The sequence below is a fragment of the Mesorhizobium sp. NZP2077 genome (assembly GCF_013170805.1).
Classification (GTDB): domain Bacteria; phylum Pseudomonadota; class Alphaproteobacteria; order Rhizobiales; family Rhizobiaceae; genus Mesorhizobium.
This window is the reverse complement of the sequence record NZ_CP051293.1, coordinates 155,254-179,405: the sequence shown is the minus strand read 5'-3', so window position 1 is coordinate 179,405 and position 24,152 is coordinate 155,254. Positions and strand designations below refer to the sequence as shown.

Below are 24,152 nucleotides of genomic sequence, written 5' to 3'. Positions count from 1 at the left end.
TTGACGGATGGATAGAGACGGCATCCGGCGGCGTCCGCGCCGCCGGAGCGGTCGACAGCCCGGCACTACGCTGCTAGAAGCCCGGCCTGTCACACGGAAATCCCAGAGAATGCCCGAAACAATACCAGAGGAAGTGGCGCGCCGCCGCACTTTCGCGATCATTGCGCACCCTGACGCCGGCAAGACGACGCTCACCGAAAAGCTGCTGCTGTTCGGCGGCGCCATCCAGCTTGCCGGCGAGGTCAAGGCAAAGAAAGACAAGATCCAGACCCGCTCCGACTGGATGAAGATCGAGCGCGAGCGCGGCATTTCGGTCGTCACCTCGGTGATGACCTTCGAATATGAAGACAATGTCTTCAACCTGCTCGACACGCCCGGCCACGAGGATTTCGCCGACGACACCTATCGCACGCTGTCGGCGGTCGACTCGGCCGTCATGGTCATCGACGCCGCCAAGGGCATCGAGCCACGCACGCTGAAACTGTTCGAAGTCTGCCGGCTGCGCGACATCCCGATCATCACCTTCGTCAACAAGATGGACCGCGAAAGCCGCGACCCGTTCGAGATCCTCGACGAGATCGAGCAGAAGCTGGCGCTGGACACCGCCCCGATCACCTGGCCGATCGGTCGCGGCAAGACGTTCTCCGGCACCTATCATTTGGCGCTGAACGCCGTGCGCAAGGGCGACGACGAGAAGGAGCGCACGCCGGTCAACGGTGCCGATTCCAACCGCGTCGCCGGCCTGCTGCCGGAAAACGAGCGCGAGGCCTTCATCGAGGAACTGGAGCTGGCGCGCGAAGCGTGCAGACCCCTTGATATAGAAGCCTTCCGCGAGGGCCATCTGACGCCGGTCTATTTCGGCTCGGCGCTGCGCAATTATGGCGTGCGCGACCTGATCGAGGCGCTCGGCGCCTTCGGCCCGCCGCCGCGCGCGCAGGAGGCCGACACCCGCAAGGTCGAGGCGACGGAGGACAAGATGACGTCCTTCGTCTTCAAGATCCAGGCAAACATGGACCCCAACCACCGCGACCGCATCGCATTCGTGCGCGTCTGCTCGGGTAAGCTCGAGCGCGGCATGAAGGCCAAGCTGGTGCGTACCGGCAAGCCGATGAGCCTGTCGGCGCCGCAATTCTTCTTCGCCCGCACCCGCGTCACCGCTGACGAGGCCTTTGCTGGCGACGTCGTCGGCATCCCCAACCACGGCACGCTGCGCATCGGCGACACGCTAACGGAGGGCGAGGAGATCCTTTTCAGGGGCGTGCCGAACTTCGCCCCGGAAATCCTGCGGCGTGTGCGCCTCGGCGACGCGATGAAGGCGAAGAAACTCAAGGAAGCGCTGCACCAGATGGCCGAGGAAGGCGTCGTGCAACTGTTCTCGCCGGAGGATGGCTCACCGGCCATTGTCGGCGTCGTCGGCGCGCTGCAGCTCGACGTGTTGAAAGAGCGGCTGAACTTCGAATACACGCTGCCGGTCGAATTCGAGATGTCGCGCTTTTCCGTCTGCCGTTGGATTTCGGCCGACGACAAGGCCGAGACGCTTCGCTTCATCGAGGCGCATCGCGGCGACATTGCCAGGGATCTCGACAACGACCCGGTATTCCTGGCCCAGCACGCCTTCTCGCTGAATTACGAGGCCGAGCGCTGGAAAGCGATCCGCTTCGCCACGATCAAGGACTATCAGGTCCGCGACAAGGCGGCGTAGGCGCCATCTTTCCCTGGCAATCGACGCCGCCGAAGCACGATAAGGCCAAGCCATCAAATGATCGTTCTTAAAGTTGTTGCAATCATATTGCCGATATTGGGGCTGGTTGTTTTCTCTCTCGCAAACTTGAGACACATCAGCGTCTGTTTGTATTCATCATAGCCGTCGTTTTGAGCCTCGCAGTCGGCTTCGTGCTCTATCTATTTTTCGTCCTGATGCTTTTCGACGGCCATCCACAATGAACTGGCTTTGGGTTGTCCGATTCATCTAGTATAATCGACCTTTCCTTCCCCCTGGAGGGAGAAGGAAAGGTCGCACGGTACTCACCCTCTGGCCGCCTCTTCGATCTTGGCGATGTCGATCTTGCTCATCTGCATCATCGCTGACATCACCCGGCCGGCCTTGGCCCGGTCCGGATCCAGAAGCAGGCGCGGCAATTGCTCCGGCACGACCTGCCAGGAGACGCCGAACTTGTCCTTCAGCCAGCTGCATTGCGACGGTTCGCCGCCGCCTTCGATGAGTTTGTCCCAGAAATAATTCACCTCTTCCTGCGTCTTGCAGTCGATCGACTGTGATATCGCCTCGCTGAACTTGAATTGCGGTCCGCCGTTGAGCGCCTGGAACTGCACGCCGTCGAGTTCGAACGTGGTCACCAGCGCCTTGCCTTCATCGGCGTGGCCTTCAGGCCAACGCATCACGCTCAGCACCTTCGAATTCTTGAAGATGGACACGTAGAAATTCATCGCCTCTTCGGCCTGGTCGTTGAACCACAGGCAGGTGGTGATCTTTTGCATGTCGTGCTCCTCCGTTTGCTCTTGCTGTTGCGGTGAAACGGCTGACTCCGAGAATGGTGCCATTTCCGTGCCGTCTGCCCAAGGACGGCCGTGCGGCACGCGATCCGACAGCTGCATGCAATTTTTTCGGATGCTCTCGCTTTTTCGGGAAAATCTGGCGCATTGCAAAAATGTGGCCAGACCATACTTGCGAGTCTATAACGCCTGCGGTCCGAATTCAGCGCCGCCGCGCCGCCCATCGAGCGCAGCCAGCCAGTCAGCTAAGGAAAAGTCATGCCTGCCTATCGCTCCCGCACCACCACCCATGGCCGCAACATGGCCGGCGCCCGCGGCCTGTGGCGCGCCACAGGCATGAAGGATAGTGATTTCGGCAAGCCGATCATTGCCGTGGTCAATTCCTTCACTCAGTTCGTGCCGGGCCATGTGCATCTGAAGGACCTTGGCCAGCTGGTCGCGCGCGAGATCGAAAAGGCCGGCGGCGTCGCCAAGGAATTCAACACCATCGCCGTCGACGACGGCATCGCCATGGGCCATGACGGCATGCTCTATTCGCTGCCGTCGCGCGAGCTGATCGCCGATTCCGTCGAATACATGGTCAATGCGCATTGCGCCGACGCCATGGTCTGCATCTCCAATTGCGACAAGATCACGCCTGGCATGCTGATGGCCTCGTTGCGCCTCAACATCCCGACCGTCTTCGTCTCCGGCGGGCCGATGGAGGCCGGCAAGGTGGTGCTGGCCGGCAAGACGCAGGCGCTCGACCTGGTCGACGCCATGGTCGCGGCCGCCGACGACAAGATCTCCGACGAGGACGTCAAGGTCATCGAGCGCTCCGCCTGCCCGACCTGCGGCTCCTGCTCGGGCATGTTCACCGCCAATTCGATGAATTGCCTGACCGAGGCGCTCGGCCTGTCGTTGCCGGGCAACGGCTCGACGCTGGCCACTCATGCCGACCGCAAGCGGCTGTTCGTTGAAGCCGGCCATCTCATCGTCGATCTCGCTCAGCGCTACTATGAGCAGGATGACGAGACGGCGCTGCCGCGCAGCATTGCCTCGAAAGGCGCCTTCGAGAACGCCATGACGCTCGACATCGCCATGGGCGGATCGACCAACACGGTGCTGCACATCCTGGCCGCCGCCCACGAGGGCGAAGTCGACTTCACCATGGAGGACATTGACCGGCTGTCGCGGCGGGTTCCGGTGCTCTGCAAGGTGGCACCGGCCAAGTCGGACGTGCACATGGAAGACGTCCATCGCGCCGGCGGCATCATGGCCATCCTCGGCCAACTCGACAATGCCGGGCTGCTCAACCGCGACCTGCCGACGGTGCATACGGCGAGCCTCGGCGAGGCGCTTGATCATTGGGATATTTCCCGCACGACGAGCCAGAATGTCCGCGATTTCTTCCTCGCCGCCCCCGGCGGCGTGCCGACGCAGGTCGCATTCAGCCAGGACCGCCGCTGGGACGATCTCGACCTTGACCGTGAGAAAGGTGTCATCCGCTCGGCGGAGACGCCGTTCTCCAAAGATGGCGGCCTTGCCGTGCTGAAAGGCAATCTGGCGGTCGACGGCTGCATCGTGAAGACGGCCGGCGTCGACGAGTCGATCCTGAAGTTCACCGGCCCCGCCCGCGTGTTCGAAAGCCAGGACGCCTCGGTCAAGGCGATCCTCTCCAACGAGATCAAGGCCGGCGATGTCGTCGTCATCCGCTATGAAGGCCCGCGCGGCGGCCCCGGCATGCAGGAAATGCTCTATCCGACCAGCTATTTGAAGTCGAAAGGCCTGGGCAAAGCCTGCGCGCTGGTCACCGACGGCCGCTTTTCCGGCGGCACGTCGGGCCTGTCGATCGGTCATGCGTCGCCGGAAGCCGCCGAAGGCGGCACGATCGGGCTGGTGCAGGAGGGCGATACGATCGAGATCGACATCCCCAACCGTACCATCCGCCTCGCCGTCAGCGACCAGGAGCTTGCCAGCCGCCGGGCCGTGATGGACGCCAAGGGGGCCTTGGCCTGGAAGCCCGAGGAAAAACGCAAACGCAAGGTGACGACTGCACTGCGTGCCTACGCCGCCTTCGCCACCAGCGCCGACAAGGGCGCGGTACGGCACGTGCCGGAGTAGCGCAGCGCGGCCTTATACCCCCCCTTGTGGGAGGTCGGATCCAAGGTCCGGGGTGCGGCGCCGACCCCCCGCTGCTTCGCAGCGACCCTCCCCACAAGGGGGAGGGTAAGCCGCCTCACGGCATCAACTGGTACTCATAAAGCTTCTGGTAAAGCCCGCCCTGCTTGAGCAGCGCACGATGGGCTCCGCTCTCCACCACCTTGCCGCCCTCCAGCACCACGATCGTGTCGGCCTGGTGCACGGTCGACAGGCGGTGGGCGATGACAATGGTCGTGCGGCCTTCGGTCAACTGCTGCAGCGCGTCGCGGAACAGCGCTTCGGATTCGGCGTCGAGCGCGCTGGTGGCTTCGTCGAGCAGCAGGATTTCGGCGTCGCGCAGCATGGCGCGCGCGATCGAGATGCGCTGGCGCTGGCCGCCCGACAGCAGGCCGCCATTCTCGCCGACATCGGTGTCATAGCCTTTCGCTTGCGCGATGATGAAGTCATGCGCGTTGGCGGCCTTGGCGGCGGCAATCACCTCTTCGTCGGTCGCGCCCTCTCGCCCGAGCCGGATGTTGTGCATGATGGTGCCGGCAAACAGGAACGTATCCTGGCTGACATAGGCGATCTTTTCCCTGAGCGAGGCGAGTGTCGCATGCGAAATGTCCTGACCGTCGAGCAGCACCTTGCCGCTCTTCGGATCATACATGCGCATGATCAGGTTCAGGATCGTTGACTTGCCGCCGCCGGAAGGCCCGACCAGCGCCGTCATCTTGCCGGGCGCAAGGGTCAGGTCGAACCCTTCGAGCACCGGCGGACCGTCCTGATAGGCGAAGCTGACGGCATCGAACCGGATTTCGCCGGGCCCGGCCCGAAGCGATCTCGCATCGGGCGTCTCCGCCAGCGTCAGCGGCGTGTCGGCGAGCTGGAACATCATGCGCACGCCGACAATGCCGCTTTCCAATGAGATCCGGACGCGCGCCAGGCGCTTTGCCGGCTCATAGGCGAGCAGCAGCGCTGCGATGAAGGCCATGATGTTGCCCGGCATCTGGCCGCCCTGCAGGACAAGGAAACCGCTGACCATGACTGCGCCGGCGATCGCCAGGCCGGCCAGCGTCTCCATCACCGGGCTTGTCACCGCTTCCAGCGCAGCGATGTTGTTGGCCCGGTCCTCGACATCAGCCACCGCTTTGTACATGCGCTTGCGCATCAGGCCTTCGAGGTTGAAGGATTTCACCACGCGCACGCCGATCGCGGTTTCCTGCATCACCTGAATGATCTGGCCGACCGAGCGGAATTCCATCGCGGCGAACTTGCGCACACGCTTCAGGATCCGGTTGACGCCATAGATGGCCAGCGGCCCGACGACGAAGCAGATCAGCGACAGCGCCGGCTGTTGCCAGACCATGACACCAATCAGGGCAAGCAGGGTCACCAGGTCGCGAACATAGGAGGTGACGATTAGGTCGAGCACGTTGCGTGCCGCCTGCGCATTGTTGGTCATGCGGGTGATCAGGTCGGATGACGAGGTCAAATGGTAAAATTCGATGCCTTGCGCCAGGATGCGGTCGTAGATCTTGCGCTGACGGTCGGCGATGATGGCGTTGCCGACCCTGCTCATGAAGTAGGCTTGGATGAAATTGGCGAGGCCCTTGAGGATGAATATCCCGGCGACCGCCAGGGCAATCATGTTGACGCGGTCGATCCGCCTGTCGATCACGAATTCATTGGTGATTTCGCGCAGGATCCAGGCGCTGGCAGCTGTCGTGCCGGCCACCACCAGCATTGACAGGATGGCGGCGCCATATCCGAACTTATGCTGCCCAAAGGACTCTTTGACCAGCCGCACGATAAGGCGCTGGTTTTCCATCGAGCGTTCGTCGCGTTTCAGGAACGTCAAGTTCAAGTTCACACGGGGCTTCCATGGTTTGCGAATGTGGCCTTGAGTCCGAAGCCGATCGCTGCGTGGACGAAAGGCGGCTTATAGAGCGAGTTACCGCCGGAGGGAACCTTCGCGGCCGCCTAAAGAAACGGCTGCGGCAAGCTGTCTTTTGCGCCACCATGGCTGGGTGATTCTGGAAATGGGATGACGACAGATGGATTTCGACCTTATCGTTCGTGGCGGCACGCTGCCTGATGGCGGAATTGCCGACATCGGCATCAGCGGCGAGACGATCACGGCGATCGAGCCCAAACTGCAGGCGTCCGCGCGGACCGAGGTCGATGCCCGCGGCAATTTGGTCTCGCCGCCCTTTGTCGACCCGCATTTCCACATGGATGCGACGCTGTCCTATGGCATTCCGCGCATCAACGCCTCGGGCACGCTGCTCGAAGGCATTGCGCTATGGGGTGAACTGAAGCCGCTTTTGACGCGTGAGGCGGTGCGCGACCGCGCGCTGGCCTATTGCGACTGGGCGGTGTCGATGGGCCTGCTGGCCATCCGCACCCATGTCGACGTCTGCGATGACCGTTTGCTGGCGGTCGAGGCCCTGCTCGACGTCAAGAAGATGATCGCCCCCTATATCGACCTGCAACTGGTCGCCTTCCCGCAGGACGGCTTCTACCGCTCGCCGAAGGCGCGTCAAAACACCATTCGCGCGCTGGATATGGGCGTCGACATCGTCGGCGGCATTCCGCATTTCGAGCGCACCATGGCCGATGGCACGCGTTCGGTGACCGAGCTTTGCGAGATCGCGGCAAAACGCGGCCTGATGGTCGACCTGCATTGCGACGAGACCGACGACCCGCTGTCTCGCCACATCGAGCAACTGGCCTATGAAACGCAGCGCCTGGGGCTGCAAGGCAGGGCGGCCGGCTCGCATCTCACCTCGATGCATTCCATGGACAATTACTATGTATCGAAGCTGCTGCCGCTGATCGCCGAGGCCGGCGTCTCCGCCATCCCCAACCCGCTGATAAACATCATGCTGCAAGGCCGCCACGACACTTTTCCGAAGCGGCGTGGCATGACCCGGGTCAAGGAGATGCAGGCGCTGGGCATCCGTGTCGGCTGGGGCCAGGATTGCGTGCTCGATCCCTGGTATTCGCTGGGCACCGCCGACATGCTCGACGTCGCCTTCATGGGCCTGCACGTCGCCCAGATGTCGAGCCCGGCCGACATGGCGCGCTGCTTCGACATGGTCACCAACGTCAATGCAGCCATCATGGGGTTGGATCATCTGGGCCTGGCTGTCGGCAAGCGCGCCAGCCTTGTCATCCTCGACGCCGGCAATCCGATCGAGGCTCTGCGCCTGCGCGCCGAGCGCATTTGCGTCATCGCCAGGGGCAAGGTGGTGGCGGAACGGACGAGGCAGGATACCAGGCTTTCCCTGCCGGGCAGGCCGGCGCAGGTGAACCGCAGGCACATAACAACCTAGATACAGCCGATTCCCGGCGCTGGCCTTGCCGATTTCGGGATTTCGCCTCGTCAAAGCAGCCGCTTCGGTCTAGGACGCGGCTTGGAGCAATTCCAGGAAAAGTGTGAAACGGTTTTCCGTCCGGAATTACTCTAACTGAGGGAGGAATCGGGATCGGCATGACGCAACCCGTGACGCAGAATTCCACAATCAGGAACGTGCTTCTGGCCGGCATCCTTCTGATGCTGGCCGGCGATTTCCTCTTTGCGCTGAACGATGCGATGGGCAAATGGCTGGTCGCCAGCTTCTCCGTCGGCCAGGTCGTGCTGATCCGCTCGATTGGCGCCTTTATCGTGCTCGGCCCGATGATCGCTAACCAGGGCGCTAGCAAACTGTTCCAGATGGAGCGCCCGGGGCTACAGATCCTGCGTGTGGTGGCGACGACGCTGGACACCGCTTTGTTCTACGCAGCCGTCGTGTATCTGCCGCTCGCCGATGTGATGAGCTTCTACATGGCCGGCCCGATCTATGTGGCGGCGCTGTCGCATTTCCTGCTTGGCGAAAAGGTCGGCTGGCGTCGCTGGGTGGCGATCCTGCTCGGCTTCAGCGGCGTGGTGATCATGCTGAAGCCCTCATCGGCCGCGTTCTCGCTGTCGTCGAGCTTCGCGCTCGTCGGCAGCCTCGCCTTTGCCTTCGCCATCATCCTCAACCGGCGGCTGCGCGGCACCAGCGATACCAATCTGGTGACATGGCAGACCATCGGCACGCTGGTGGTCGGCGGCGTGATGACCCTCGGCGCATGGCGCACGCCGTCTGCACTCGATCTCAGTGCCATGCTGCTGCTCGGCATCGTCTCCTGCAGCGCGCATCTGATGATCACGCGGGCGCTCAAGCTGGCGCCGGCCTCGACACTGGCGCCGCTGCACTACACGCTGCTGCTATGGGCCGTGGTGTTCGGACTGGTGTTCTTCGGCGACGTTCCCAGTCCGCGCATCCTGATCGGCTCAGGCATTATCGTCCTGGCCGGCCTGTTCATCTTCCACCGTCAAAAGGTGGTCGACACCACGGTGCCGCCCGAAAACGTGCCGAAGGGCGTGAATTAGCCCTGACGCACGGCCGCCAGATACCTTGAAAACTCCGGCGTCTCCATCAGCGCCTTGCAGCGGGCAAAACGGCCGTCGGCATAGGCGCGGAAATCATCGACGGGATTGTTGTTGGCGAGCTGGATCAGTCCCCATAGCGTCCACAACAGGTCGCACATTGCCTTGTAGATGACGACCCGGCCGCGCTCCGCCGGCCTCGCCTCGGCGCCGAAATAGGCACGCATCAGCTCCTCGTCCTGGTCCGCACGGAACTTGCCCTCCACGCTGAGGTCACCGAGATCCCAGAGCGGGTCGTTCATCCCCGAATATTCCCAGTCGACGATCCACATCCGCTCGCCTGTATCGAGAAAGTTCTCGCACAGCGGGTCGCAATGGCAGGCAACGAGGGGGAGCGGATGGGTGGCCAGCGCCGAGCGCACGCTGCCGGCCTCGCGCATCACGTCGTGATAGCCGGCGGGCAGGGTAACGTCCTTGGTCGACAGCACCTTGAGATAGTCGTCGATCATCGCGAACAGTTCGAAGCGGAATGGGAACACCGCACCGGAATTGTGCAGCTTGCGGAAGGCTTCGCCCGCACGGGCCGGACTGCCCGGCCGCTCCCTGAATTTCTCCGGCGACATCGTCACGGCGCCGGCGATGAAGCGCGTCACCATCACGCCGGTGCCGGCATCGGCATGCAGCACTTCCGGGCTGACGCCGGCTTTGGCCGCTTCGCGCGCGGCCACCGTTTCATTGGCGCGGTTGATGTATTCCTCGGTGCCTTTGCCTGGAATGCGCAGGCAGAGATCGCCGGCCTTGAAGACGAGGTTGGTGAGGCCGCCGAGCCGGTCCAGTGGCCCGGTGTAGCCGGCCAGAATCGGAATGGCGGCCAGTTTTGCCCGCGCCTCGTCTGTCACCATACCCGCGCCCCCACGCCGTTATTTCTCGCCGCAACGGTTCCACAATTTTCGCCATTTGGCTATCATCGGATCGAAGGCAACTCGATCAGGCGACAAAGCAGCGATGACGGACGGTAAACACCTGGGCGCGCTCAGCGCGGCCTACGCAGCCAAGCGCCCGGAAGAGGTGGCTGCCCTCTATGATCGCTGGTCGCAGACCTACGATGCCGATATGTCGGCCGCCGGTTATCGTCATCCGACGATCTGCCTTGCTCTGCTGACCCGCCATTTGCCCCGGGGTGCGGCGCCGTTGCTCGATGCCGGCGCCGGCACCGGGCTCATCGGCGAATGGCTTGATATTGCCGGCTACCCGCAAGTCGAGGCGCTGGACATCTCGCAAGGCATGCTGGATCAGGCTGCCCGCAAGGGCGTCTATTCCGCGCTGCATTGCCTGGCGATGGGTGGGCCATTGCCCTTTGCCGACGATGCCTATGCCGGAATCGTTTCGGCCGGCGTCTTCACCTCAGGCCATGTCGGCGTCGAAGGGCTGGACGAGCTGATCCGCATCTGCCGCCCGGGCGGGGTAATCGTGCTGACGGTCAAGAACACGCTGTGGGATCAAGGCTTTGCTGCCCGCATCGCCGAACTCGAGGCGCAAGGTCTTGTTACCCGCGCCGAGGAAACGCGTCCCTACGTCTCCATGCCGGGCGAGGCCGATACCGTGCCCAGCCGTGGTCTCGCCCTGCGGGTGAACTAGGCCTTTACCCTCGCCGCTGCCGGATCGTACATTGGCTCGAGATGGATTTTGGCCGGTGTCCGCTCCATCGCGACCACCAGCTCATAGTCGCCCGTAGCGAGAAAATCGTCGCTCACCCCATCGGCGTTGCGCACGTAGCCGTAGCCGATGTTCCTGCCCAGCGTGTAGCCATAGCCGCCGCTGGTGAGATAACCGACCGGCTCGCCATTGCGCAGGATGGTCTCCCGGCCAAGCAGCACGATTTCGGGACTATCGACCGTGAAGCCGGCAAAGCGCTTCTTTAATGGCGCGCCACCAACCTTCTCGAGCGCGCGCCGTCCGACGAAATCGGTGTTCTTGCGCAGCTTGACCGCCCAGCCGAGCCCGGCCTCCTGCGGTGTGTCGTTGGGCGTGATGTCGGAGCCCCAGGCGCGATAGCCCTTTTCCAGCCGCAGCGATTCCAGCGCGCGGTAGCCTACCGGGCGGATGCCGTGCATCTTGCCGGCCGCCATCAGCGCGTCGAAGACTTCGCCTGTCGCCGCGATCGGCACGTGCAGTTCCCAGCCGAGCTCGCCGACATAGGTGACTCGCAGCGCCCGAATTGTATAGCCGGCGATGGTGATCTCGCGGACATGGCCGAACGGGAAGCCGGCATTCGACACATCGGCCTCGGTCACATCAGAAAGCACGTCGCGGGCGCGCGGTCCCATGAGCGACAGCGTGCCGAAATCCTCGGTGACGTCGGTCAGCCCGGCATCGAGGCCTTCGCCGATATGGTCGCTGATCCATGAGGCATCATGCGTGCGGAAACCGGTGCCGGTGACGATGTAGAATTTGTCCTCGGCCAGCCGCGCCACGGTCAGGTCGGCCTCGATGCCGCCGCGTGTGTTGAGAAGCTGGGTGTAGGTCAGCCGGCCGACCGGCTTGCTGACGTCGTTGGCGCAGATCCAGTCCAGCGCCCTGGCCGCGTCGGACCCGATCAATTCATATTTGGCGAAGGACGACTGGTCGAAGATGCCGACATGCTCGCGCACATGCCGGTGCTCGTCGCCGACCGCCGCGAACCAGGTCTGCCGTCCCATGGAATAGATGTCGTGCGGCTCGACGCGTTTGGGCGCGAACCAGTTCGGCCGTTCCCAGCCGAGCTTGGAGCCAAACACGGCGCGCTGCTGTTTCAGCCTGTCGTAAAGCGGCGAGACGATGCGCGGCCGGCCTGAGGCATACTCCTCGTGCGGGAAACCGATCGTGTAGTGCTTGCCATAGGCCTCCAGCGTGCGTTCGCGCACCCATTGCCGGTCGCGGTGCAGGTTGGAAAAGCGCCTGATGTCGACCACCCACAGGTCGAGCGGCGCCTCGCCATCGACCACCCACTGCGCCAGAACCCAACCGGCGCCGCCGCCCGACGCGATGCCAAAGGCGTTGAAGCCGGCGCCGACGAACATGTTCACGCATTCGGGTGCTGTGCCGAGAATGAAATTGCCGTCCGGCGTGAAGCTTTCCGGCCCGTTGATCATCTGCTTGACGCCGACGGTCTCCAGTGCCGGCACGCGCGCGATCGCCTGGCTCATATGCTGCTCGAAATGGTCGTAATCGTCGTCGAACAGCCGGAATTCCCAGTCGTTGGGCACGTCGCCGCCGGGGAGATCGGTCGTCCACGCCTGCGGATTGGGCTCGTAGCCGCCCATCACCAACCCGCCGACTTCTTCCTTGAAGTAGGTGCGCCGGTCGGGGTCGCGCAGCGTCGGCGCATCGGTCGCCAGGCCATCGATCTTCTCGGTGATGATGTATTGGTGCTTCACCGGCTGCAGCGGCACGTTGATGCCTGCCATGGCGCCGACCTGCCGCGCCCATTGTCCGGCGCAGTTCACCACCTTGTCGCAGGCGATGTCGCCTTGATTGGTTTTCACCGCCATGATGCGGCCATCCCTCATTTCGAAGCCGGTGACGCGGACGTCCTCGAACAGCCTGGCGCCATGCATGCGTGCGCCCTTGGCCAATGACTGGGTGATGTCGGAGGGGCTCGCCTGGCCGTCGGTCGGCAGCCAGGAGGCGCCGACGAGGTCGCCCGTCTCCATCAGCGGCCACATCGCCTTGACCTCGGCCGGGGACAAAAGATGCATGTCCATGCCGAAGCTTTTCGCCGTCGTGGCCAGCCTCTTGTACTCGGTCCAGCGGTCGGCATTGGTGGCGAGCCGCAGGCAGCCGGTCATCTTCCAGCCGGTGGCGAGGCCGGTCTCGGCCTCCAGCCCCTTGTAGAGGTCGACGGAGTATTTGAGCACGCGGGTGATCGAGGCAGACGAGCGCAACTGGCCGACCAGGCCGGCGGCGTGCCAGGTCGAGCCCGAGGTCAGGTTGCCCTGTTCCAGCAGCACGACGTCGGCCTTGTGGTCGCGCGCCAGATGATAGGCCGTCGAGCAGCCGATGATGCCGCCGCCGATGACGACGATCGCGGCCTGGCTGGGCAAGGTCATGATTTCAGGATCCCGTATTTTGTCCGGTAGTTTTCCAGCGCCGCGTCCAGCCGCACCAGGTTTTCCTCGGTGTAGGCGACGTAGTCGATGCCGGGCGCGTCGAGATAGAGTTCCGACACCATGCTCCACATCGCCTCGCGCAGCAGCGAGGCGCATTGCATGGCAGCGTGCGAGCGGCGGATCGCCTCGTCCGGCTCCTTCATGAAATAGGCGGTCAGGAAGGCGAAGGATTCCGCGTCGCTCATGCCGGCGTTCGAGGCGACACCGGCGAGGTCGAACATCGCCGTGTTGAAGCCGGCATATTCGAAATCGATCAGCCACAGCCTGCTGCCGTCGTCGAGGATATTAGCCGGCAAAAGATCATTGTGGCCAAAGACGATCGGCAGCAGTTTCTGCGCCCGCTCCAGTTCGTCGGCCAGCATCAGCAGCCGCGGCAAGTCGCTGCGCTTGCGGCTGCCGCCTTCTTCAAGCGTGCGTGCGTAGTCGCGGATGACGTGGAACACCCAGAACATGAAGCCGGCGCCGGAAATATGGTTGGGCATCTCTCGATGGAAGCCGCGCATCAGCGCGGCGACGCGGCCAAGATTGGCGCGCACATCCTCGGCCAGATACGTCCTGGCGCCGAGAAACGCCGTCACCATGATGCCCGGTTCGGCATAATGCACAGCCGGCGCGAAACCGGCGGCGTGGGCCGCCCGCGCGGTCATCACCTCACGCTCACGGAAGACATGGTGGAATGGATAGTCCTGGCCGAAGCGCACGACATGCCGCCCGGCAGCGTCACTGACGACATAATTGGCGTTGCTCAGGCCGCCGGGAAGGGGGGCGATCTCGATGGCGCCGGTCCAGCAGGGCAGGGCGCGGATGCGATCTTCGGCAATCACGGAATCATCCCTGGTTTGCTGGCCTGGTTTGCTGGGCTTCGACAAGGCGCCATGGACAGCGCAGCGACGGCGGGGAGAAGCGCAAAAATCTCGTCGGTGCGGGACGCCAGGACTGGTATCCCGCACCGCACCGACGAGCCCCTTGGCCAGGTTTCTGATCCCGGCATCCGCCCCCGCGGATCTCTAGATTCCTTGTGACAGGCACGTTCAAGACTGCCTGGTCAGTGAGTTGCGGCTCTGCCATCGCCCTCCCGTTTGCAGCTCCGAACCCCTGTTGATGCCTGGATTTCACGCCAGGGTTGCTCGGTTGTCAACAAAAACATGTGACTTTTTTTGGGTGTTTTGCCCGAAAGAAAGGTCAATCCCTTTAAAAGCACTCGAATTACCTTAGAACCGGTCAAAATCCTAAGTTCGGGAAAACCAAATGGCCCATTCCAAACGCCACGGCGAAATCCTGCGGCTGCTGCAGGAAGAGGGAACTGTCACCATTGCCAGTCTGGCCGACCGGTTGGGTGTTTCGCTGGAAACCGTGCGCCGCGACGTCAAGCCGCTCACCAGCGATGGCTCGGTGCTGAAGATGCACGGCGCCATCGGCCTGCCGTCGATGATCGGCGAGGCGCCGTTTGAACGGCGCATGCGCGAGAATGCCGATGCCAAGCGCGTCATTGCCCGCATGGTCGCAGCCACCATCCGCGACGGCGAATCGGTCATGATGGACACCGGCACCACGACCTCGTTCCTGGCGCGGGAACTGCTCGGTCACCGGCGCCTGACGGTCGTCACAAATTCGTCTGACATCGCCCGCACGCTGGCCACCATCAACGGCAACAAGGTCTATATGGCCGGCGGCGAACTGCGCAGCGATTCAGGCGCTGCCTTCGGAACCTCGGCCATCGAGTTCGTCAGCCGCTTCTCGGTCAGCCACGCCATCATCTCCACCGGCGCCGTCGATGCGGTGACCGGTGTCATGGACTATGATTTGGAAGAGGCAGAGTTCGCCCGCATGGTGCTGTCGCGCGGCCAGCGCTCGCTCGTCATCACCGACCACACCAAATTCGGCCGCCAGGGCCTGGTCCAGGTCTGCGGCTTCGACGGCTTTTCCGAACTCGCCACCGACCGCTCGCCGCCGCATGAGATCGCCGCCGCCCTGGCGCAAGCCGGTGCGCGGCTCAGCATCGCCGGCGGCGAAGCCGGATTCTGAGCCGAACACCATCGGTGGGTGAATTCCTATGCGGACAGGGCGCGAAAACTCATCCTGAAGCAGGCGCCGCTCGGTTTGCCGTCGAAAATCTCGATGCGCCCGCCATGCAGTTGCATGATTTCCTGCACCAGGTTGAGGCCGAGCCCGGCGCCATGATCCTGAGGACGCAGCCGATAGAAGGGCTCGAAGATGCGTTCGCGCTCGCCCAGTGGCACGCCGTCGCCTTCGTCCCGCACCTCGATGACGGCTGGCGTTGTGACACCCACGGTGATCTTGCCCGCGCGGCCGCCATGCTCGATGGCGTTCTGGACGATGTTGGTCACGGCACGTTCGATCGCGGTGCGGTCGCCGCTGGCGAAAACCGTTTCCCGTTCCGGCTCGAACGACATCTCGTACCCGGCCGAGAAGGCCATCGGCGCGAGGTCGACAATGACGCCGCGCGCGATCGCCACCAGGTTGACCGTCTCGAAGGATGCGGTTTGCCGGTCGAGACGTTGCAGGTCGAGCAGCTGGTCGGTCAGCGTTGAAAGCCGTGCTGCATCCTGCAGCAGCCGTGCCCGCTCGGGTGTTGCCGGCAGCGAGGCCAGGCGCGTGTTGAGGATGGCCACCGGTGTCCTCAACTCATGGGCGGCGTCGGTCAGGAAACGCTTGTGGCGTTCATAGCCTTTGTCGAGTCGCGCAAGGGCGGCATTCACCGCCTTCACCAGCGGCGTGACTTCCTTTGGCACGTCCTTCAGCGGCAGCTGTACACCGCGCTGGTCGATGTCGATGCGTTCGGCCTCGGCGGCCGCATGGCCAAGGCCCGACAGCGCGCCGCGCACCACCCAGGGCGTCGCAAACAGCGTGGCCAGCGCCATCAGTCCGGCGAGCGGCAATATGCCCTGCAGGAAGAATTGCGGCGCCTGTCCGAGCAGACGCAGCAGCGAAAGCCCGCCCTTGGTGCCGGAGAAGATCTGTACGTTGCCGGCCGCGGTGTCGGTCCAGCGGATTTTCCCCTCCGGCGGCGCGCTTTGCCCGATTGTATGGTCGATACGCGCATCACTGATGGTGTCCAGCAGCCCGACAAAGGGCTGGAAGATGGCCGGCACCGTGCCCTCCTGCAGCCGCTGCCCCTGCTTGTCGCGGATGATGAACCAGAGATCGGGGACATCGGATCGCAGCTTCGTCAGATCCGAGGTCTCCCGCAGGGCAAGCTTGCCGCCCGCGTCACGCGCCACCGCATCCGCCAGCACGTCCATCGTGCCGTCTTCGTAGTCGTGTGGAATGAGGCCGGTAGCCAGCAACGCACCGAGAATGCCGACAATGATCAGCGTCAGCATCGCGCATTGCAGCAAGGCGATGCGCAGCACCAGGCTCCATTTGAGCGAACGCGGGCGCCTGATACTCATGGCTCGAGGCTCATGTCGTCTCACGCAGGAGATAGCCGACGCCGCGAATGCCGTTGATCGTCACCCCGGCATCGGCGTCGGTGAGCTTGCGGCGCAGGCGCGAGACATGGGTGTCGAGCGCGTTGGACTGGATTTCGTCGTCGAGGCCGAACACCGCTTCCATCAAGGCCTCGCGCTGCACCATGCGGCCGGTGCGCCGCATCAGCGCCTCCAGCACCAGGAGTTCGCGCCGTGGCAGGCTGAGCGGCTCGCCGCGGATTGCAGTCTCGCGATGCCCGACATCGAGCACCAGATCGCCGGCACGAATGAATTGCGACTGCATCGGCGCCGGCCGCCTGAGCAAAGCGCGCAAGCGGGCCAGCAATTCTTCGAAGGCGAACGGCTTGGCCAGATAGTCGTCCGCGCCCATGTCCAGCCCATCGACCTTGTCAGACGTTTCGCCCTTCGCCGTCAGCACCAGAACGGGCGTCGTGTTCTTCGCCGAGCGCAATCTCGGCACAAGCGACAGCCCGTCGCCGTCCGGCAACTGGCGGTCAAGCAGGATGGCGTCGTAGCTGTCGACGGCAACGAAGCCCTCGGCCTCCAGCAATGTGCCGGCGTGGTCGACCACCATGTCGTGACGTTTCAGCGCTGCACGCAGCGCCGAGACCATTTCGGGTTCGTCCTCGACCAGCAAGATACGCATCCACCATCTCCCGGGTAATCACATCGGGTCGGGCGCTACCGCGCCAACATTGCGTAGACATGGCAAAGCCGAATGCACCGAGGCCGGCAAGTTCTTTCTTTGCGCCCGCGATGTTGCGCAATGTCTATGCAATCCAGTGACGGCAAACAGCGCCGGTCGGCAGGAACCGCCCATGCCGGCGTCAAGGCGTCGGGCCCGGATATGCAGCAACAGGTTCGGGTCCGACGCCGAAACGAAATCAGAACGCCACACCAAACTGGTTGGCATGCTGTCGTCCGCAATTGAGGTTTGGTTATGTCTGCAAATGACGCTCTGTCTTTTCTCATGGCCTGGACCATGGCACCGTTCAGGGTCGGGTCCGTCACGCCATCCAGTTCCAGCCTGGCGGCCTTGATGACGCGCGACATCGGTCCCGAGACTGGCCCCGTGCTGGAGCTCGGTCCCGGAACCGGTCCGTTCACACGGGCGCTGCTTTCGCGCGGGGTGAGGGAAGAGGATCTGACTTTGATCGAATCCGATCCGGATTTTGCGGCACTGCTCATGCGGCGCTTTCCCGCCGCTCGTATTTTCGAAATGGATGCCGTCGGTCTGCAACATCTGTCGCTGTTCCAGAGTCCGGTCGTCGGTGCTGCCGTCAGCGGGTTGCCCTTCCGTCTGATTTCGCCGCGCAAGACGCTCGCCATTCTCGAAGGCGTTTTCGCAAACCTTCGCCCGGGCGGGGCGCTCTATCAGTTCACGCTCGGCCGACGCTGCCCGTTCGACCAGTCGCTGCTCGACCGGCTCGATCTCGAGGTCACGCGGGTCGGCCATACCTTTCGCAATTTTCCGCCGGCAACGGTATACCGCGTCGCCAGGATCAAGACGCTGGGAATCTATGATTGGCGCTTCGCATGACAGGTCCTTTGTCGGTCATTCTCGGCTTCGGCCTGTTCGGCGTCTTCTGCCTTGCCTTCACCGAGAAGATTCTGCCGGTGCCGCCCTCGCATGTGCTGTTGCTGTTCCTGGGCATGACGGCTGCGCCGGATGTGTCCACACTGGCGATCCTGCTGACGGTGACGACGCTTGCCTCCTTTTCCGGCTGCCTTGTCTGGTATGGGGTCGGCCGCCGGATCGGATTTGACCGTGCCGACAGGCTGATCGAACGTGCCGGCAGATATGTCTTCCTGCGCCCTGCAACCTATCGCAAGCTTGGCCAGGCCTACCGGCGCAATCATGTCTTTGTGTCCCTGCTGGCGCAGTTCATCCCGACCGTGCGAAATTACCTGCCGATCGCGGCCGGCGCGCTTTGCCTGCCCGCTCTGCCCTTCGCGGCCGCGACGCTGCTCGGCGCTACGCTGTGGAACTTGGGCTTTCTCGTAACCGGCTATCTCCTGCACGGCAGTGGCCAGGGTACCTTCACGGTGGGCTTCCGCATCATTGTCATCGTGGTGGCGCTGGAGACGGCCTTTATGCTGGCACTACGCTATGGTCCCGCATGCCGGCGGCGCATCAGGCTTATGCTCGGCTGAGCGCCAGCTCTCCAGTCATGGGATAAGCTCCGCCATCGGCTTTCCTTCGCTTGTCCGCCGGTGTTTAGTCCGGCCATGGCTTTCACCATCCGCCAGTTGCAGTTCTTCATCGCCGTCGCCGAGCAAGGCACGGTGTCGGGCGCGGCGCAGAACCTTTCCATTTCGCAATCGTCGGTCACCGAAGCCATCAAGGAACTCGAAAGCGATCTCGGCGTCGAGCTGTTCGAGCGCCATCCGCGTGGCCTCAACATCACCCACAAGGGCCATCAGTTCCTGCGCCACGCGACCAAGATCCTCGCCGATGTCTCCGACGCCCGCCGCTCTTTTTCCGGAGAACAGGCAGTGGCGGGCGGGCGGCTGCAGCTCGGCGTTACGTCTTTGGTCGCCGGCTATGTCCTGTCGGATCTGCTCGCCCGCTACCGCCGCGCCTATCCGGGCGTCGAGGTCTCGGCCATCGAGGACAATGGCGATTATCTCGAACATCTCCTGATCGGCGGCAAGCTCGACATCGCCGTCATGGTCACCTCGAACCTGCGCGACCGCACCGCGCTGCAGTCGGAAATCCTCGAGGTCTCGGCCTACCGCCTGTGGCTGCCGCTCGGCCATTCGCTCGCCGGCGCCGACATCATAAGTATTGGCGACATTGCCGGCGAGCCGCTGATCATGCTGACCGTCGACGAGATCGAGGAGAACACGGGAAAACTGCTGACGGCGATCGGCGCCAAGCCGCATGTCGCCTTCCGCACCCGCTCGGTCGAGGCGGTGCGCAGCCTGGTCGCCACCGGTGCCGGCGTGGCGCTTTTGCCCGACCTCGTCTACCGGCCCTGGTCGCTGGAAGGCGACCGCATCGAATCGCGCGATATTTCGGGCTCCTTGCCGGTGGTGCAGGTCGGCATGGTCTGGCGTCGCGGCTCCGGCCTGCCGCAAGCGGCGCGCGATTTCATCGGCCTTGCCCAGTCGCAGCGGACGGTCCGCCAGCGCCCCTGATTGAAGGGTGTCAATCTATCGGGAAAACCGATATCGCCTTTCTGATAAATGAATTTGCGAAACCGGAATTTTCCAAGCACCTTCCGTTTCAGGGGCCAAAGCCGCCACAAGAGCGACATCAAGTCCACAGGACGAACCGGCAGTTTTACAGTCCGCGCGTGATCTTGGCGAAAACCGGAGCGGTTTCGGGGATCATGCGCCAAAATGGGAGATCGATGATGAATTCATTCCTGAAGTCATGCACTGCGCTGACGGTCGCGCTGACCTTCTCGGGTCAGGCCGTCGCCCAGGTCAAGGAACTCGGCAAGGGCGAAGGCCAGGTCAACATCGTTGCCTGGCCTGGCTATATCGAGCGCGGCGAGACCGACAAGGGCTATGACTGGGTCACTGCCTTCGAGAAGGACAGCGGCTGCAAGGTCAACGTCAAGACCGCCAACACCTCGGACGAGATGGTCTCGCTGATGAACGAGGGCGGCTTCGACCTTGTCACGGCTTCGGGCGATGCCTCGCTGCGCCTGGTTGCCGGCAAGCGCGTGCAGCCGATCAACACCGATCTCATTCCGAGCTGGAAGGCGGTCGACGATCGCCTCAAGGACGCGCCCTGGTTCACCGTCGACAAGGTCCATTACGGCGTCCCCTATCAGTGGGGCCCCAACATCCTGATGTATAATACCGAAGTGTTCAAGGAAGCGCCGAAGAGCTGGAACGTCGTCTTCGAAGAGATGAAGCTGCCGGACGGCAAGTCCAACAAGGGCCGCGTCCAGGCCTATGACGGGCCGATCCATATCGCGGACGCCGCCAACTATCTGATGTTCCACAAGCCGGAACTCGGTATCAAGGACCCCTACGAGCTGAACGAGGACCAGTACAAGGCAGCACTCGACCTGCTGCGCGTCCAGCGCACCCTGGTCGGCCGTTACTGGCATGACGCCGCCATCCAGGTCGATGATTTCCAGAATGAAGGCGTCGTCGCCTCCGGTTCGTGGCCGTATCAGGTCAACACGCTGGTTGCCGCCAAGAAGCCGGTTGCCTCGACCGTGCCGGAAGAAGGCGTCACCGGCTGGGCCGACACCACCATGATGGAAGCCGACGCGGCGCATCCGAATTGCGCCTATATGTGGCTCGAACATTCGCTGTCACCCAAGGTGCAGGGCGATGTCTCGGCCTGGTTCGGCTCGCTCCCCGTGGTGCCCGCCGCCTGCAAGGGCAATGAACTGCTCGGCGAGGAAGGCTGCAAGACCAACGGCTACGACAACTTCGACAAGATCAAGTTCTGGAAAACGCCGGTCTCGAAATGCGTCACCCAGAAAGACCAGTGCGTGCCGTACTACCGCTGGGTGTCGGACTATATCGGCGTCATCGGCGGACGGTAACGCCATTACCTCCCCCCGCGGGGAGGGTCGACGCGTAGCGTCGGGGTGGGGCCTGTCCGCTAGGTCCGCGCCATCACCTCCACCCGCGGCTTCGCCGCGACCTCCCCCATCGAGGAGGAGGTGAAGTGGCGCGTGAATTTGCCATCCAAGCCATGATTTGCAGGCGAAGATGGTTCAATAGAACCGAACCGACAACAGACTGACAGCCCATGACCTCTGCCGTCTCCTTCCAGAAAGTCTCGCGCCATTTCGGCAGCGTTCGCGCTGTCGACGCGGTCGATCTCGACGTTGCGCCGGGCGAGTTCTTCGCCATGCTCGGGCCGTCCGGTTCCGGCAAGACGACATGCCTGCGCCTGATCGCCGGCTTCGAGCAGCCGACGGCGGGATCGATCTCGATCTTCGGCGAACGCGCCGAGGGCGTGCCGCCCTATCGCCGCAACGTCAACACGGTGTTCCAGGACTATGCGCTGTTCCCGCATCTCAATGTGCTGGACAACGTCGCCTACGGGCTGATGGTCAAGGGCGTCGGCAAGGCCGAGCGGCACAAGGCAGCGGAAGAGGCGCTGTCGCTGGTGCGGCTGCCAGGCTACGGCGCCCGTCGCCCCGGCCAGCTTTCCGGTGGCCAGCGCCAGCGCGTCGCGCTCGCCCGCGCGCTGGTCAACCAGCCAAAGGTGCTGCTGCTCGACGAACCCCTCGGCGCGCTCGACCTCAAGCTGCGTGAGAACATGCAGGAAGAGCTGAAATCGCTGCAGAAGGCGCTCGGCGTCACCTTCGTCTTCGTCACCCACGACCAGGGCGAAGCGCTGTCGATGGCCGACCGCGTCGCCGTCTTCAACGACGGCAGGATCATGCAGATCGGCACGCCGGAGGACATCTATCAGCGGCCGAAGACGCGTTTCGTCGCCGATTTCGTCGGTTCCTCCAACGTGCTGCCGCCGGACTTCGTCCAGCGCTATTCCGGCCAGCATCGCTGGGGCAGCTTGCGCCCCGAATCCATTCGAGTCGGCCGCGCCGCAAGCGGCGAAGGCGTCGCCGCCCGCCTCGTCTCGACCAATTATCTCGGCGCCACCACCAGGCTGGCGCTCGATGCCGACGGGCTCAAGCTGCACGCCATCGTGCCGGCCGGCACGACCCTGCCGGCGGAAGGCGAGGCGGTGGTGCTGACCTTCAACCGCGAGCACCTGCATCTGATGGACGAGCCGGCATGAGCCTCGACGCCACCATGCCGCGCGCCACGGCCCCCGCCATCCTGCCCGGCAGCGGCGGCATGCGTGGTGCGCTGTCGGACCTGTTCTGGCGCCGGCCGCAACTCCTGCTCCTGCTCATGCTTTTGCCGCCGGTGCTGTGGCTCGGCATCGTCTATATCGGCTCGCTGTTCGCGCTCCTGGCGCAGAGCTTTTTCTCCATCGACGAGTATTCCGGCCTCATCAACCGCCAGTTCACGCTGAAGACCTATGGCGACCTGTTGCAAGCCGCCAATCTCGACATCATCCTGCGCACGGTGACGATGGCGGCTCTGGTCACGCTGGCCTCGGCCATCGTCGCCTTCCCCATCGCCTACTATGCGGCGCGCTATGCGCGCGGCCGCTGGAAGGCGCTGTTCTATCTCGGCGTCATGCTGCCGCTGTGGTCGAGCTATCTGGTCAAGATCTATGCCTGGAAGCTGATCCTGGCCAAGGAAGGCATTTTGACCTGGCTGCTCGCCAAGCTGCATTTGCTGTGGCTGCTTGATGCCTGGTTGTCGCTGCCGGTCGTCGGCGGCAACTCGCTGTCGGTGTCGTTCACCGGCACCTTCATCGTCTTCGTCTATGTCTGGCTGCCGTTCATGATCCTGCCGGTGCAGGCAGCCCTCGAGCGCGTGCCCGGCAATCTGGTCGAGGCTTCCTCCGATCTCGGCGCATCGCCCGGCCAGACCTTCCGCAATGTGCTGTTTCCACTGGCGTTGCCCGGTATCGTCGCCGGCTCGATCTTCACCTTCTCGCTGACATTGGGCGACTACATCATCCCGCAGATCATCGGGACGTCGCGGCTGTTCATCGGTCAGGCCGTCTATTCGCAGCAGGGCACCGCCGGCAATATCCCGCTCGCCGCCGCCTTCACCGTCGTGCCCATCGTCATCATGGGTTTCTACCTCTGGGGTGCCAAGCGCATGGGGGCCTTCGATGCGCTCTGATCGTGGCCAGTCCGCGCCTCTTTCGCTGAAGATCGCCGCCGCTTGCGGCCTGCTGTTCCTGCATCTGCCGATCCTGCTGATCTTCGTCTACGCCTTCACGACGGAGGAGAAGAGCTTCGTCTGGCCGCCGCCTGGGCTGACCACGCAGTGGTTCGCCGTCACCTGGAACCGGCCCGATGTCTGGGAAGCGCTGTCGCTGTCGGTGCGCGTTGCCGCCATCTCGACGGCGATTGCGCTGATCCTCGGCACACTCTGTTCAGCGGCGGTGTCGCGGACAAAGTTCTTCGGCCGTGAAACCATCTCGCTGCTGGTCATCCTGCCGATCGCGCTGCCCGGCATCATCACCGGCATCGCGCTGCGCTCGGCTTTTTCGCTGGCCGAGATCCCGTTCTCGTTCTGGACGATCGTGCTCGGCCACGCCACCTTCTGCGTCGTCGTCGTCTACAACAATGCGGTGGCCCGCTTCCGCCGCACGTCGGGTTCGATGATCGAGGCCTCTATGGATCTCGGTGCCGACGGCTTCCAGACCTTCCGGCATGTCGTGCTGCCCAACATTGCCACCGCACTGCTGGCCGGCGGCATGCTGGCCTTTGCCCTTTCGTTCGACGAAGTCATCGTCACCACCTTCACCGCCGGCCAGCAGCAGACGGTGCCGATCTGGATGCTGGAGGAACTGATCCGTCCGCGCCAACGTCCGGTCACCAATGTCGTGGCCATGGTCGTCGTGCTGGTGACGCTGCTGCCGATCCTGTTTGCCTATTACCTGACCCGCGACGGTGACCAGATCGCCGGTTCGGGCAAATGATCTCAAGGGAG

20 protein-coding genes are annotated in these 24,152 nt (G+C 63.5%); 13 read left to right on the top strand and 7 right to left on the bottom strand.

Features of this window, described 5'->3' with window-relative positions; translation table 11 throughout:
* The first annotated feature begins 109 nt into the window (after positions 1-109).
* The gene (locus tag HGP13_RS00825) at positions 110-1,702 is read left to right on the top strand and encodes a peptide chain release factor 3 (protein ID WP_172220207.1); all 1,593 of its coding nucleotides are present in this window, start codon (positions 110-112) and stop codon (positions 1,700-1,702) included.
* Between the two features lie 323 nt (positions 1,703-2,025).
* Here HGP13_RS00825 and HGP13_RS00820 read toward each other — a convergent pair whose 3' ends face one another.
* Positions 2,026-2,496, bottom strand: a complete 471-nt coding sequence (locus tag HGP13_RS00820; RefSeq protein WP_172220204.1) for a VOC family protein — start codon at positions 2,494-2,496, stop codon at positions 2,026-2,028.
* A gap of 273 nt (positions 2,497-2,769) precedes the next feature.
* Here HGP13_RS00820 and ilvD point away from each other — a divergent pair, with 273 nt between their 5' ends.
* A complete protein-coding gene (gene ilvD, locus HGP13_RS00815) occupies positions 2,770-4,614 on the top strand; it encodes a dihydroxy-acid dehydratase (RefSeq protein WP_172220201.1) in 1,845 nt (614 codons plus the stop codon).
* Positions 4,615-4,729: 115 nt separating this feature from the next.
* Here ilvD and HGP13_RS00810 read toward each other — a convergent pair whose 3' ends face one another.
* Positions 4,730-6,484, bottom strand: a complete 1,755-nt coding sequence (locus HGP13_RS00810; protein WP_172234573.1) for an ABC transporter ATP-binding protein — start codon at positions 6,482-6,484, stop codon at positions 4,730-4,732.
* A 205-nt stretch (positions 6,485-6,689) separates the two neighbouring features.
* Between HGP13_RS00810 and HGP13_RS00805 the strand changes: the two genes are divergently transcribed.
* Together HGP13_RS00805 and HGP13_RS00800 are read left to right on the top strand one after the other, a co-directional pair.
* The gene (locus tag HGP13_RS00805) at positions 6,690-7,970 is read left to right on the top strand and encodes an amidohydrolase family protein (protein ID WP_172220198.1); all 1,281 of its coding nucleotides are present in this window, start codon (positions 6,690-6,692) and stop codon (positions 7,968-7,970) included.
* 158 nt (positions 7,971-8,128) lie between these two features.
* Entirely contained in the window at positions 8,129-9,052 is a 924-nt protein-coding gene (locus tag HGP13_RS00800; RefSeq protein WP_172220195.1) for a DMT family transporter, read from the top strand.
* On the opposite strand, the gene HGP13_RS00795 is transcribed toward HGP13_RS00800, so the two are convergent.
* On the bottom strand, positions 9,049-9,951 hold the full coding sequence (locus HGP13_RS00795; protein ID WP_172220193.1) for a phosphotransferase family protein: 903 nt from the start codon (positions 9,949-9,951) through the stop codon (positions 9,049-9,051). The two genes, HGP13_RS00800 and HGP13_RS00795, sit on opposite strands and share 4 nt — an antisense overlap.
* 103 nt (positions 9,952-10,054) lie before the next feature.
* Between HGP13_RS00795 and HGP13_RS00790 the strand changes: the two genes are divergently transcribed.
* Entirely contained in the window at positions 10,055-10,687 is a 633-nt protein-coding gene (locus HGP13_RS00790) for a class I SAM-dependent methyltransferase (protein ID WP_172220191.1), read from the top strand.
* Here the strand turns inward: HGP13_RS00790 and HGP13_RS00785 are convergent.
* Positions 10,684-13,137 (bottom strand): FAD-dependent oxidoreductase, encoded by a 2,454-nt coding sequence (locus tag HGP13_RS00785; RefSeq protein WP_172220189.1) that lies wholly within the window; start codon positions 13,135-13,137, stop codon positions 10,684-10,686. The two genes, HGP13_RS00790 and HGP13_RS00785, sit on opposite strands and share 4 nt — an antisense overlap.
* Positions 13,134-14,021 (bottom strand): phosphotransferase family protein, encoded by an 888-nt coding sequence (locus HGP13_RS00780; protein ID WP_172220187.1) that lies wholly within the window; start codon positions 14,019-14,021, stop codon positions 13,134-13,136. Before HGP13_RS00780 ends, HGP13_RS00785 begins: the two co-directional genes overlap by 4 nt.
* A gap of 424 nt (positions 14,022-14,445) precedes the next feature.
* Between HGP13_RS00780 and HGP13_RS00775 the strand changes: the two genes are divergently transcribed.
* Entirely contained in the window at positions 14,446-15,222 is a 777-nt protein-coding gene (locus HGP13_RS00775; protein WP_172220185.1) for a DeoR/GlpR family DNA-binding transcription regulator, read from the top strand.
* Between the two features lie 26 nt (positions 15,223-15,248).
* On the opposite strand, the gene HGP13_RS00770 is transcribed toward HGP13_RS00775, so the two are convergent.
* Both HGP13_RS00770 and HGP13_RS00765 read right to left on the bottom strand, forming a co-directional pair.
* The gene (locus tag HGP13_RS00770) at positions 15,249-16,610 is read right to left on the bottom strand and encodes a HAMP domain-containing sensor histidine kinase (protein ID WP_172220183.1); all 1,362 of its coding nucleotides are present in this window, start codon (positions 16,608-16,610) and stop codon (positions 15,249-15,251) included.
* A gap of 10 nt (positions 16,611-16,620) precedes the next feature.
* Positions 16,621-17,295 (bottom strand): response regulator transcription factor, encoded by a 675-nt coding sequence (locus HGP13_RS00765; RefSeq protein ID WP_172220181.1) that lies wholly within the window; start codon positions 17,293-17,295, stop codon positions 16,621-16,623.
* A gap of 393 nt (positions 17,296-17,688) precedes the next feature.
* Here HGP13_RS00765 and HGP13_RS00760 point away from each other — a divergent pair, with 393 nt between their 5' ends.
* From HGP13_RS00760 to HGP13_RS00730, 7 genes are all read left to right on the top strand, one after another.
* Entirely contained in the window at positions 17,689-18,189 is a 501-nt protein-coding gene (locus HGP13_RS00760) for a methyltransferase domain-containing protein (protein ID WP_246707245.1), read from the top strand.
* On the top strand, positions 18,186-18,803 hold the full coding sequence (locus tag HGP13_RS00755; protein ID WP_172220176.1) for a DedA family protein: 618 nt from the start codon (positions 18,186-18,188) through the stop codon (positions 18,801-18,803). The genes HGP13_RS00760 and HGP13_RS00755 overlap by 4 nt, the downstream gene beginning before the upstream one ends.
* A 75-nt stretch (positions 18,804-18,878) precedes the next feature.
* The gene (locus HGP13_RS00750) at positions 18,879-19,790 is read left to right on the top strand and encodes a LysR substrate-binding domain-containing protein (RefSeq protein ID WP_172220174.1); all 912 of its coding nucleotides are present in this window, start codon (positions 18,879-18,881) and stop codon (positions 19,788-19,790) included.
* Positions 19,791-20,008: 218 nt separating this feature from the next.
* Positions 20,009-21,163 carry an ABC transporter substrate-binding protein gene (locus tag HGP13_RS00745; protein WP_172234572.1) on the top strand — a complete coding sequence of 385 codons (1,155 nt, stop codon included), beginning with the start codon at positions 20,009-20,011 and terminating at the stop codon, positions 21,161-21,163.
* A 209-nt stretch (positions 21,164-21,372) separates the two neighbouring features.
* On the top strand, positions 21,373-22,371 hold the full coding sequence (locus HGP13_RS00740; RefSeq protein ID WP_172220172.1) for an ABC transporter ATP-binding protein: 999 nt from the start codon (positions 21,373-21,375) through the stop codon (positions 22,369-22,371).
* A 14-nt stretch (positions 22,372-22,385) separates the two neighbouring features.
* Positions 22,386-23,336, top strand: coding sequence for an ABC transporter permease (locus HGP13_RS00735; protein WP_210266367.1), 951 nt, complete (start codon positions 22,386-22,388; stop codon positions 23,334-23,336).
* Positions 23,326-24,141 (top strand): ABC transporter permease, encoded by an 816-nt coding sequence (locus tag HGP13_RS00730; protein WP_172220168.1) that lies wholly within the window; start codon positions 23,326-23,328, stop codon positions 24,139-24,141. Before HGP13_RS00735 ends, HGP13_RS00730 begins: the two co-directional genes overlap by 11 nt.
* The last annotated feature ends 11 nt before the right edge of the window (positions 24,142-24,152 follow it).